Origin of the sequence: Anaerovibrio sp. (genome assembly GCF_024697385.1) — a bacterium.
In the GTDB taxonomy this organism is placed as follows: domain Bacteria; phylum Bacillota; class Negativicutes; order Selenomonadales; family Selenomonadaceae; genus Anaerovibrio.
On the sequence record NZ_JAILFV010000109.1, the window covers coordinates 1 to 12,543 of the forward strand.

The following is a 12,543-nucleotide window of genomic DNA, read 5'->3' on the forward strand; positions in this document are numbered from 1 at the left end:
GCTTTAAGATGTCCCCTTCCTCTTTAGGTGGGGGAAAACAAACTACAACAGCTGGCGAGCATATCTCCCAGCTCGTTGAAACGCTAATTGGAAGATTTTTCTTCTAAAGAAGAAAAATTTGAACAATGGCGTTATAATTAAATTTCATTTTACAGGGTATTGTCCCCTACCTCCTTTAGGTAGGGGATATTTCGTCAGATTAATTTTATTTTGAGTAAATGGGTTGATATTTTGATTCTGGCAGATGTGTATATAAATATTCCAATAAAAAGTATTTCCAAGGCCTACAGCTATATTATTCCTGATAAGCTAAACTATCTGGATGTAGGCTGGCGTGTTATAGTGCCCTTTGGTGGCAGAGATATTGAGGGGTTTATTGTCGCCATCAGGAAAGTAGATTCGGATTCCATCAAATCCGAATTTGAGCTGAAGCCTATAAAGGAAACATTGGATGAAGAAGCATGGTTTTCCAGCGAACTCATCGAAATCTCCAGCTGGATAGCTGATTTTTATCTGTGTTCAGTGGGGGAAATAATGCGACTGTTCATTCCCGGAAAAAGCGGGGCACATATTCAGCTAAAATATTCGGCATCTCCTGATATGAAGGATAATGTCCTCCTTTTGGTGGACAGATATCGGATTTTATATGATATGATATCAGACGCCGACAGTATTGGGAAAAAAGAGATTATGGAGCGTCTGGTTGCTGAGGGCAAGGAAGAAATAGCTTCAGAATTGAATTCTTATCTTGAAACCCTGCTTCAGTCCGGGGCAATCAGCCGCACTTATGTCGCTGACAGTAAAGTAAAGGCTGTCTATGAGAATATTTACATTCCCACAAAAGAAATAAATGATGATATTATTTTGTCCTTAAAACGCCGACCTGCCCAAAAGAAGCTCCTGGAGCTTATAAAAAAACATCAGGCCAATGGCTGTGATAATAAGGAAATTGTACTTTCCATGCCTGAACTAAAGAGGGAAGGTATTGCTCCTGCTATTGTAAAGGCCGTGGCAGACAGTGGTTATATAAAAAAGGATAAGCGTCGTATTTATCGGGATAGCTATCAGGGATGGTCTGACAGCCATGATGAAATACATTTAACCAAGTATCAGGAAAATGCTGTTGAGAAATTATCCTTTGCAATAGAAGCCTGTGAATACAGGGAGTTTTTGTTATATGGCGTAACCGGCAGTGGAAAGACTCAGGTATATATAGAGGCTGCCAAAAATGCCAGAGACCTGGGCCGACGGGTTGTAGTGCTTGTGCCGGAAATAGCCCTTACGGGTCAGGTGGTACAGGCTTTCAAAAGTTATTTTCCTGATGATATTATTGTTATTCACAGCCGACTTTCCATCAGTGAAAGAAATGATGCCATTCTACGCGTTCGCCGTGGTGAGGCCGGAATCATAATAGGTGCCAGATCAGCTCTTTTTACACCAGTAGATAATATCGGTCTGATTATTATGGATGAGGAGCAGGATAATTCCTATAAGCAGGATGAGTCCCCAAGATATCATGCCCGGGTTGTAGCTGAGAAAATAGCTCAATGCTATGGAGCACCAATTATATTAGGCAGTGCAACACCTTCCATGGAAACCCATTTTAGGGCCATTAACGGAAAATACGAGGTATTGCGGCTGCCTGCACGAATAGGCAATAAGCCATTGCCAAAAATTTATTGTGTCGATATGCGTCAGGAATTGAAAAAAGGTCGGCGTAATATCATAAGCAAACCGTTGCGGGAGCTAATTGAGCAAACTATCAGCAAGGGTGAGCAGATGATTTTGATGCTAAATCGCCGTGGATTTTCTACCTTCGTAATGTGCAGGTCCTGCGGAGAAGTAATCAAGTGTCCTCAATGCAGTATGCCGCTGGTTTATCATAAGGATAAACGCCTCATGTGCCATCATTGTGATATTACCGTACCAGTCCCGGATGTTTGTCCAAAATGTGAAAGCAGGTATATAAAATATTTTGGGTCCGGAACCGAAAAGCTGGAACAGGAGCTGCATACTCTTGTTCCTTCTGCCAGAGTTATTCGCATGGATCGTGATACCACAACCGGGAAGTTCTCACATGCCAATATCATAAAACGCTTTAGAAACAAAGAGTTTGATATTTTACTGGGGACACAGATGGTAGCCAAAGGGCATGATATTCCGAACGTTACTGCTGTTGGAATCATAAGTGCTGATTCTGCACTTAATATGCCTGATTTTCGGGCTGCAGAACGGGTATTTATGTTGATAACCCAAACGGCTGGCCGGGCGGGTCGTGGAGACGTTCCAGGAAAGGTTATTGTGCAGAGCTATGCTCCGGACAATAATGCAGTTCAGTGTGGCATTAATCAGGATTTTGAGAGCTTTGCCACTGAGGAGCTGAAAATTCGTAAGGCTTTATATTTTCCGCCCTACTGCCGAATAGTTAAACTTATATTTCAGAATGAAAAATCCGATGAGGCAAGATTGCAGGCCGAGGGCCTAAAAAACTCCTTTATGAAATATTTTGGCAAGGATTCCCGTAACCAGATAATAGGGCCGGCACCTGCCATGATATATAACCTCAAAGGTATATACAGATTTTCCATGCTTATAAAAACCAATGACCTGGAAAAGGTAAACAGTTTTCTTAAAGCCGAAGGGATTCATAAAGACATGAATGTAATCATTGATATTGATCCTATTACCACTGCTTGATTTTGGGAGAAATAATGACTAGAGATTTATTGGAAAATAAACTTACAGCTGCCTATAAGTTTTTTGAAGGAAAGCATAACCACCGTAATGTCGTCCGCATTGGCCATCTTGCTGAAAAACTGATAAATAAAAGCTATGATATAGCTTTTGCCGGACATTTTTCAGCGGGCAAATCCCGGTTGATAAATTCCTTCCTCGATGCTGATATTTTACCGTCAAGTCCAATTCCTACCAGTGCCAACCTGGTGAAGCTCTGTGCAGGTACTGATTATGCAAGGGTATATTTTAGCCAAGGTGATATCTATAAATATCTGGCACCCTATGACTATGAGCTGATAAAAGACTATTGCCGTGATGGCAATAAGGTATCCTGTGTTGAACTGAGCAGCAGTGCCCTGAAGATTCCTGAAGGCGTTGAAATACTTGATACTCCGGGAATTGATTCTACAGATGATGCTCACAGACTTGCTACTGAAGATGCTATACATCTGGCAGATGTTATTTTTTATGTCATGGATTATAATCACGTTCAGTCTGAGCATAATTTTACCTTTACCAGGGAACTTACTGAGGCCGGCAAGGAAGTATATCTTATTATCAATCAGATTGACAAATATACCAGAGAAGAACTCACATGGGATGAGTATAAAGACAAGGTACAAAGCTCTTTTGACGCTTGGGGGGTTAAGTATCGGGGCATATTTTATATTTCCCTTAAGGATCCCGGTATGGAATATAGCCAGTATGACCTATTGATGGAGCTTATCAGTGAAAAAATTGCCAATCGTTATGAGGGGCTGGAAGAATCAATTTATTCTTCAATGAAAAAGATAATCAACGAATACATTGATGAAATTGATCAGCAGGAGCTTGAGGCAAACAAAGCTTCCAGGGAAATACTGGAAGGAATAGGGCCTAAAAGACTCCAGGAATTAAAAGCAGAGTATGGGGCATTGATTGATGAGAAAACAGCATTAAACACCGATTGGGAATCTGAATTCAAGGCAGGTATCGACAAAATTTTGGATAATGCCTATCTGATGCCAACCTCTACAAGGGATTTGGCCAGGGATTATCTGGAAGCCTGTCAGCCATCCTTTAAAATCGGTCTGTTTGGCCGCGGGAAGAAAACCATGGCCGAGCTGCAGCGCCGCAAACAGTTATTTTACGATGATGCCTCTGAAAAAGCAAAGGCACAGATTGAGTGGCACTTAAAGACATTCTGCATGGAAATTGTCCGGAAAAATCATCTTGAGAATGTAAAGCTGCAAAAAAGTATCCAGGAGCTTTCTGTAAAACCACCGGAACAGCTGCTGACTGATGCCATGCGGTCCGGTGCCAAACTGACACAGGATGGAACCTATGTCATAAAATATACGGAAAATTTCGCTGAGGGCATCAAGGAAGTAGCCCGGAATAAGGCGGCAGAAGTTAAGGAATTGATAGCGCCAGGACTGCGGGGATATCGTGAGGGCAGGCTGAAGGACATAAACAAGCGGCTGGATGACCTTAATATTTATCAAAGGGCCTGGAGCTGTGTTGATAAAGCCATTGCTGATAATAAAGCTGTTCAGCAGGAAATAGATGATATCCTCAATGCTGATAAACCTGTTATATCGGATATTAATATTCCAGATATTACAGGCAATAAGGAAAGGATGGAAAAAATCATTGCCCCGGCAGATCAGAAGGATAATAGGGGTAAAATAGCTGATACAAAAATTGTGGAGTCAGCTTCAGAAAAGGTCCGGGAGCATATAAATGTAACTGCTAAGGCTGATTCTTCATTTGAGGGGAAGGACCTTAAGGGATCGGAAAGAATAAAGGCTGCTTACCTTAAGCTTCAAAGAGGAGCAGAGCTTATAGGACAAGTTCCCGGACTGGAAAAGCTGGCTGATGAATTGGCGGAAAGGGCTGATCGATTACAGAATAAAGGTTTTATGGTAACCCTTTTTGGTGCTTTCAGTGCAGGCAAATCCTCCTTTGCCAATTCCCTTTTAGGGGAAAATGTAATGCCGGTATCACCAAATCCTACAACTGCAGCTATAAACATGGTCTTACCTGTTGATTTTACTCATAAACACGGTACAACAGAAATCAGGCTGAAAAGCAGTAAACTCCTTCTTGATGATCTTATCAGGGCCTTTAAACCATTTGATTTGCATCCTGTATCCCTGGACGAAGCCTTTGAAATGGCTGGTAAAGCCATACAACTTGAAAATAATCAGTATCAGAGGGAAAAGACTTTTTTGCGGGCATTCATAAATGGTTATGCTAACATGGCTGACAGATTGGGAAGTGTCTTTGAAAGTGATTTGGAGGATTTCCGCCAATATGCTGTCCATGAGGATAAATCCTGTTTTGTGGATTGTATAAAGCTGTATTATGATTGTCCTCTTACTGCCAGGGGAATAACCCTGGTGGATACCCCAGGTGCTGATTCCATAAATGCCCGGCACACAAATATGTCATTTAATTTTATTCGTACATCTGATGTTGTGTTATATGTGACCTATTATAATCATGCCTTTTCCAGGGCTGACCGGGAATTCATCATCCAGCTTGGCAGGGTCAAGGATTCATTCCAGATGGATAAGATTTTTTTCATTATTAACGCTATTGACCTGGCTGACAGTGTTGAGGAAGCTGCATCAGTGGAAAGCTATGTTGCAAAGCAGTTGAAGACATACGGTATTACAACGCCTCAGCTATTTTCATTATCCAGCCAGAAAATATTGGTCGATAAATTGGCCGGCAGGGATGTCCGTATTCCATTCGAAACCAGATTTTTCAGCTTTGTGGATGAGGAACTGAGCAGTTTTGCCATACAGGCTGCCCTGGAAGAATACAACAAGGCTGCAGCTGAAATAAAACAGCTAATAGACATCAGCAAAACAGATCGCCTTGAAAAGGAAATTAAGATTTCCGGACTTGTTGAAAACAAAAAGGATATCCGGCAAATGCTGGACAGTACAAATGATTATGAGCTTGTTACCGGCCTTCATCAGGAAATTGATGAGCTTATTTATTATGTAAAACAGAATGTATTTTTACGCTTTTTGGATTTTTACCGTGAAGCATTTAATCCGGCAGGCTTCCAAAGAAACAAGGATTCAAAAAAACAATTGCAGGATGCACTGGAGCAGCTATTGGAAAGTATGGGCTTTGATCTTTCCCAGCAGCTGAGGGCCACAGGCCTGCGGGTAGATAATTATATGTCCCGCAAGCTTTTTGATCTTCAAGGACATATTAACGAGCTTATAAATGATATTAATCCGGAACTTCAATTAACTGCAAGGGAGTATACTCATAATAATCAGCTGGAATTTCAGCCGGCATTTATCAAATTGGACCGCAGCGTTTTCAGTAAGCCTTTGACAGTGTATAAAAATCCCCGGGATTTCTTTGAAGGTGGAAAGACCAAGCTGTTAAGTGATATGCTTGAAAGACTTTTATCAGATTTTACAGATGATTATCTGAAACCGGAAAAGCAAAAGCTGACTGAATATGAAACAGTGGTAATAAAGAAACTTTTTTCTGATGTTATCAGGCGTTTCAGACAGAGAATCGGAGAGAAAATAGATGCCGACATATCTGCACTTTCCGGGGGATATGATATAACACTTTTGGAGAAGCTGTATGAGCAGCTATAATTTCTTGCAAAATTTTTAAAATATATGTAAAATTAAAAGATGTATAAAATGCAAATTAATCATAATAAGTATACAGAGATATGGTACACAGTTGACTGTAATACTCTGATTCAATGGAGGAAAAGGTAATGAAGGTTCATTTTACCAAAATGCAGGGTACCGGTAATGATTTTATACTGATTGACTGTCTTAAGGAATCTGCGTCGGATTATTTCCCAGCTGCAGTGAAGCTTTGTGATCGCCATTATGGCATAGGGGCTGATGGAATACTTTTGGTCCTGCCATCAAAAAAAGCAGATTTTTGCATGCGCATCATTAACGCTGATGGCAGTGAAGCAGAAATGTGTGGTAATGGTATCCGGTGCTTTGCCAGATATGTCTATGAATCAGGACTTACTGACAGGGAGGAATTCACAGTGGAAACCGGGGCCGGAATTCTCACTCCTAAAATTATACTTAATGGTGATACTGTTGATATGATTCAGGTAGATATGGGTGAACCGATACTTGAAGGCGACCAAATTCCTGTGACCGGCTATGGAAGTCAAAGGATTATCAATGAAGCTATAACCGTTAAGGACAAGACGTTTAAAATGACCTGTGTATCAATGGGCAATCCACATTGTGTTGTTTTTGTTGATGATGCAGAAGCGTTTCCAATCAATGAATATGGACCATTGTTCGAGGTTCATGAAAGCTTTCCTAAAAAGACAAATACCGAATTCGCTGAAATAAAGGATTCTTCTCATATTCGCATGCGCGTATGGGAAAGAGGTGCTGCCATTACCCTGGCCTGTGGAACAGGCTCATGTGCTACTCTTACAGCAGCCGTGCTCAACGGATTAACCGGAAGAAAAGCCGAAATCCAGCTGGATGGGGGAAAACTCACTGTGGAATGGGCAGATAATAATCATTTGTTCATGACAGGCCCAGCGAAAAATGTTTTTACCGGGACGATTGATTTATAGGAGAAGTAATAATGATAAAGAGCATGACTGGTTTTGGTACAGGTGATTTTGAAAATGATTCCTTTAAGGTTCATGTGGAAATCAAAACCGTAAATCAACGCTATCTGGAAATCAATTTTCATATGCATCACACCTTAAACATGTTTGAGGGGGATATAAGCAAAAAAATCAAGGAATATATTTCCCGTGGCAAGCTGGATATTAATATTAATTTCAAGGATTTACGGGAAAAGGCAGTTTCCATCACTGTAGACAAGGGGCTGGTAGACGCTTACAGCAAGGCCCTGGATGATATCAACCAGCAGCTGGGAAGTGACAAGAAATACTCTGCCATGGATATAGTGCGTTTTCCTGATGTCCTCAGTGTGGATGATGAAACCAATGATATGGAGGAGGCCAAGCCTGCTATTCTTGCGGCTGTAGAGGATGCCCTTAAGGGTCTTGTTGCCATGCGTGAATGTGAAGGCAGCAATATAAAGGAAGATTTGTTAAGCCGCATTACAACCCTGGAAGGCTATGTAAAGCAGCTTGAAAAGCTGGCCCCTGAGATTGTTGATAATTATCGTCAGCGTCTAACCACCCTTTTGGAACAGTATCTTGCCAAGGAAGATATAGATGAAAACAGGATTATTCAGGAAACAGCGATGTTTACTGATAAGGTAAATTATACGGAAGAGCTGGTAAGACTTTACAGTCACTTTAACCAGTTCAGGGAAATTATCAATCTTGATGGACCGGTTGGCCGTAAAATTGATTTTTTGATACAGGAAATGAACCGGGAGATCAACACGGCTGCTTCCAAAGCTAATTCCTCAGGCGTAGCCCAGATTGCCGTTGATGTAAAATGTGAAATAGAAAAAATCCGTGAACAAATCCAGAATATTGAATAATTGAGGAACATTTATATGAATATTAAGCTTATTAATATAGGGTTTGGTAATATAGTTTCGGCAAATAGGGTTATTGCCGTGGTAAGTCCTGAATCAGCACCAATTAAGCGCGTCATTCAGGATGCCAGAGACCGTTTTCAGCTTATAGATGCCACTTACGGGCGTAGGACCAGGGCTGTGATAATAATGGACAGCGGACATGTTATCCTGTCTGCAGTACAGCCTGATACCATGTCACACCGCTTTGATGAGGAGGAATAAAATAATGCGAAAGGGTTTACTGATTGTAATATCAGGACCATCCGGTACCGGAAAGGGAACTGTTTGTGATGTTCTCCGCAAAAATAATCCTGATATTGCCTATTCGGTATCAGCTACTACCAGGGCATCCCGTCCCGGGGAAAAAAATGGTGTAAACTATTATTTCCATACCCGGGAAGAATTTGAAAGAATGATAGAAAATGGTGAACTTCTGGAATGGGCTGAGGTATACGGCAATTATTACGGAACACCATTAAAGAAAATTGAGGAAAAACTGGCTCAGGGAATTGATATTTTATTGGAGATAGATACCCAGGGGGCCATGAATGTAAAAAAGAAATGTCCTGATGGATTGTTTATTTTTCTTGTACCACCTTCCCTGACGGAATTGGAAAAACGGCTTAATGGCCGCGGAACAGAAACCCAGGAAAGCCTTGATCGGCGTCTTGGCTCAGCTGTAGCTGAAATTGAAATGGGCAAGGAATACAGATATGTTGTGGTAAATAAATCAGTGGAAACTGCTGCCAATGAGATTGCTGAAATCATAAAGGCCGAGCGTCACCGTACTGATTTGAATATTGATATGCTGAACAGTTTAAAGCAGCGGAAGGAGATTTTATAATGGATATTGTAACCCCATCTTTAGATCAGGTATTACCGAAGGTAGACAGCAGATATACCCTTGTATCACTCGCAGCAAAGCGTGCCCGTGATATCATGGCAGGCAATCATGATGTTTCTGCAGAAAGAACCTCTATCAGGGATGTTACCAATGCCCTGGAGGAAATATATGAAGGCAAGATAACCTACAAGCGTTTGCGTAACACTGCCAAGTAAGGATAGGCATATGTTTAAGGATAAAAATATCATTTTAGGTGTTACCGGGGGAATTGCAGCCTACAAGTCTGTGGAAATAGCCAGCAGGCTTCGAAAAGCCGGTGCTTCTGTTCATGTCATAATGACCAGTGGGGCCCAGAATTTTATTACCCCCCTTACTTTTCGTGAAATTACCGGTAATCCGGTGGTCACCACCATGTGGGGAGAGGTAACAAATTATAATGTGGAGCACATTGCCTTGGCTGAATTGGCTGATGCAGTCATTGTAGCACCTGCTACTGCCAATTTTATTGCCAAGGCATCAGCAGGCATAGCTGACGATATGCTGACGACAACTCTTTTGGCTGTGCAGGCACCGGTATTTTTTGCTCCGGCAATGAATACCAATATGTATAATAATCCTCTTACTCAGGGAAATATCAAAAAGCTCACAGCCCTGGGATGGCATTTTATACCTCCTGCGGCAGGTCATTTAGCCTGCGGTGCAGAAGGGGTTGGCCGTATGCCTGAGCCGGTTGACATAGTGGAATTTGTTCATAACTGGTTTTCAAGGACCATGGATATGTCGAAGCTGAAGGTTTTGGTCACCGCGGCAGGAACCCATGAACCTATTGATCCTGTTCGCTTTATAGGAAACCGCTCCAGCGGAAAGATGGGATATGCTGTTGCAGAAGCAGCTGCTGCCCGTGGGGCTGATGTCATCCTGGTATCAGGTCCTTCTTCCCTGGAAATACCTTGTGGTGTAAATGCTATAATGGTGCAGACAGCGGCTGAAATGCGGAAGGCAGTACTGGAAAATTATAATTCTGCTGATATTGTCATTAAGGCAGCTGCTGTGGCTGATTATAGGGTTCGCAATATTTCCGACCAAAAAATAAAAAAGAATGACGATGAACTTATTCTGACCCTGGACAAAAATCCTGATATCCTAAAGGAACTGGGGGAATTAAAACAGCCAGGGCAAATTTTGGTGGGATTTGCTGCTGAAACACAGAATTTGATTGAATATGCCAGACAAAAGCTGGAAAAGAAAAATCTGGACATGATAGTTGCCAATGATGTATCCAGAAAGGATTCTGGCTTTAATTCAGATACCAATGCCGTAAAGCTTTTATTCAGAAACGGTCAGGTCGAGGAAATGCCTCTTATGAGCAAAAAAGAGGTGGCCAACCAGCTTTTGGACAGAGTTCTCAGCCTAAAACAATAACAGAATTGGGAAAACTGAAATTCAGTTTCCCAATTTTTTTGTTTGAGCCTTAAATGACATAAAGAATATTTGAAAAATAATAACAACTGTAATTAAATTAAAGGATTTAACCATACCTTGTAGAAATTTAATAGTGATCAGATTAATACAGGGGGCGATTATATGTATCTTGATGAGTATAAGCGTTGGATGGAGGCAGATTTGGAGGATTGTGATCTCTATCCGGAATTAGCAGGTATACAGGGAAATGACGGAGAAATTAAGGACAGGTTTGCTGTATCACTTAAATTCGGTACGGCCGGACTGCGTGGCGTATTGGGTGCAGGGACCAATAGAATGAATATCTATGTGGTCAGACAGGCTACTCAGGGGATTGCCAACTGGGTAAAGAAGCAGGGCGGAAATCAGACTGTAGCCATCAGCTTTGACACCAGACTGAAAAGTGATGTATTTTCCAAAACAGCAGCCTGTGTTTTAGCTGCCAATGGTATTAAGGTACGGATTTATGATGCTGCAATGCCTGTTCCGGCGCTTTCCTTTGCCACTAGATATTATAAATGTAATGCCGGAATCATGGTTACAGCATCCCATAATCCTTCTAAATACAATGGATATAAGGCCTATGGTCCGGATGGGTGCCAGATGACTGATGCAGCAGCTGCTGTTGTTTATGATGAGATACAAAATACCGATGTGCTTGACGGTGCAAAATGCATGTCATTTGCACAGGGAGTAGATGAAGGGCTTATCCGTTTTGTAGATGATGAATGCAAGAAAGCTTTTTATGAAGCCATTGAATCCAGACAGGTAAGGCCAGGTCTGGCCAGGACCTCGGGCCTGAAGCTGGTATACAGTCCGCTTAACGGTTCCGGTCTTATACCTGTAACCAAGGTTTTAAAGGATATAGGTATAACAGACATTACAATTGTACCTGAGCAGGAGTATCCAAATGGATATTTCACCACCTGCAGTTATCCTAATCCGGAAATATATGAGGCTTTGGAGGCAGGGCTTAAGCTGGCTGAAAAATGTGATGCAGACCTTATGCTGGCTACGGATCCTGATGCAGACCGCGTTGGAATTGCAATGAAATGTCCTGATGGGTCCTATGAATTGGTATCGGGCAATGAAATGGGCGTTTTGCTCCTTGATTATATCTGTTCCGGACGAATCGAGAAGGGGACCATGCCAAAAAATCCGGTGGCAGTCATGTCTCTGGTTTCAACTCCGTTGGCTGATGCTGTGGCAAAAAATTATGGTGTGGAGCTTCGCAAGGTATTGACCGGCTTCAAATGGATAGGTGACCAGATTGCCGGTTTGGAAGCAAAGGGAGAGGAAGAAAGATTTATTTTTGGCTTTGAAGAAAGCTACGGATATCTTTCCGGATCCTATGTGCGTGATAAGGACGCAGTAGTTGCATCCATGCTTATTTGTGAAATGGCTGCATATTACAGAAGCATTGGTTCAAGTATTAAACAGCGTATGGAAGAAATATATTCCAAATATGGCAGATATTACAATAAGATTGACAGCTTTGAATTCCCTGGACTCAGTGGCATGGACAAGATGGCTGGAATTATGCAGGGACTGAGGGATAAGCCTCTAGCTGATATTGCAGGAATCAAGGTTGCCAAGGCAACGGATTATAAAAATACAGCTGAAACCGGTCTGCCGGCAGCCAATGTAATAGTGTATACCCTTGAGGATGGAGCAACAGTTGTTGTGCGGCCTTCAGGTACAGAGCCAAAAATCAAGGCATATTTCACGACCTTGGGCAGTAACCTTGAGGAAGCCAAGGCCCAAAAGGAGAAATTATCTGCCGCAGTTAAACCGTTATTTGCATAATATTCAGTAATTTAACAATGTAAATGCCCCTTTTGCGGAAGTATTGTAGAGACCCCCATAAGTTAGACTAAGTAATCTAACTTATGGGGGTCTTTTTATGGCAAAATACAGTGTTGAATTCAAATTGAAGATAGTTCAGGAATATTTGAAAGGGGATATCGGATACCATGCTTTAGCCCACAAAT

General features: G+C 41.8%; 9 protein-coding genes. All 9 read left to right on the forward strand.

All coding sequences use genetic code 11. The annotated features are described in order from the left end of the window. Window positions 1–210: 210 nt before the first annotated feature. Entirely contained in the window at window positions 211–2,697 is a 2,487-nt protein-coding gene (gene priA / locus K6C05_RS05780; protein ID WP_296732365.1) for a primosomal protein N', read from the forward strand. 14 nt (window positions 2,698–2,711) lie between these two features. Then, window positions 2,712–6,350 (forward strand): dynamin family protein, encoded by a 3,639-nt coding sequence (locus K6C05_RS05785; protein ID WP_296732368.1) that lies wholly within the window; start codon window positions 2,712–2,714, stop codon window positions 6,348–6,350. 128 nt (window positions 6,351–6,478) lie between these two features. Next, window positions 6,479–7,318 carry a diaminopimelate epimerase gene (dapF, locus tag K6C05_RS05790; RefSeq protein ID WP_296732370.1) on the forward strand — a complete coding sequence of 280 codons (840 nt, stop codon included), beginning with the start codon at window positions 6,479–6,481 and terminating at the stop codon, window positions 7,316–7,318. 11 nt (window positions 7,319–7,329) lie between these two features. Beyond that, window positions 7,330–8,208 carry a YicC/YloC family endoribonuclease gene (locus tag K6C05_RS05795; RefSeq protein ID WP_296732373.1) on the forward strand — a complete coding sequence of 293 codons (879 nt, stop codon included), beginning with the start codon at window positions 7,330–7,332 and terminating at the stop codon, window positions 8,206–8,208. 15 nt (window positions 8,209–8,223) lie between these two features. Further along, window positions 8,224–8,469: an extracellular matrix/biofilm regulator RemA gene (gene remA / locus K6C05_RS05800; protein ID WP_296732377.1), complete on the forward strand. Its 246-nt coding sequence runs from the start codon at window positions 8,224–8,226 to the stop codon at window positions 8,467–8,469. A 4-nt stretch (window positions 8,470–8,473) separates the two neighbouring features. Continuing rightward, a complete protein-coding gene (gene gmk, locus K6C05_RS05805; protein WP_296732380.1) occupies window positions 8,474–9,091 on the forward strand; it encodes a guanylate kinase in 618 nt (205 codons plus the stop codon). After that, entirely contained in the window at window positions 9,091–9,306 is a 216-nt protein-coding gene (gene rpoZ / locus K6C05_RS05810) for a DNA-directed RNA polymerase subunit omega (RefSeq protein ID WP_296732383.1), read from the forward strand. Before gmk ends, rpoZ begins: the two co-directional genes overlap by 1 nt. A gap of 10 nt (window positions 9,307–9,316) precedes the next feature. After that, window positions 9,317–10,513 (forward strand): bifunctional phosphopantothenoylcysteine decarboxylase/phosphopantothenate--cysteine ligase CoaBC, encoded by a 1,197-nt coding sequence (gene coaBC / locus K6C05_RS05815; protein WP_296732385.1) that lies wholly within the window; start codon window positions 9,317–9,319, stop codon window positions 10,511–10,513. 162 nt (window positions 10,514–10,675) lie between these two features. Beyond that, complete coding sequence (locus K6C05_RS05820; RefSeq protein ID WP_296732387.1) at window positions 10,676–12,358, forward strand: phospho-sugar mutase; 1,683 nt, start codon at window positions 10,676–10,678, stop codon at window positions 12,356–12,358. The last annotated feature ends 185 nt before the right edge of the window (window positions 12,359–12,543 follow it).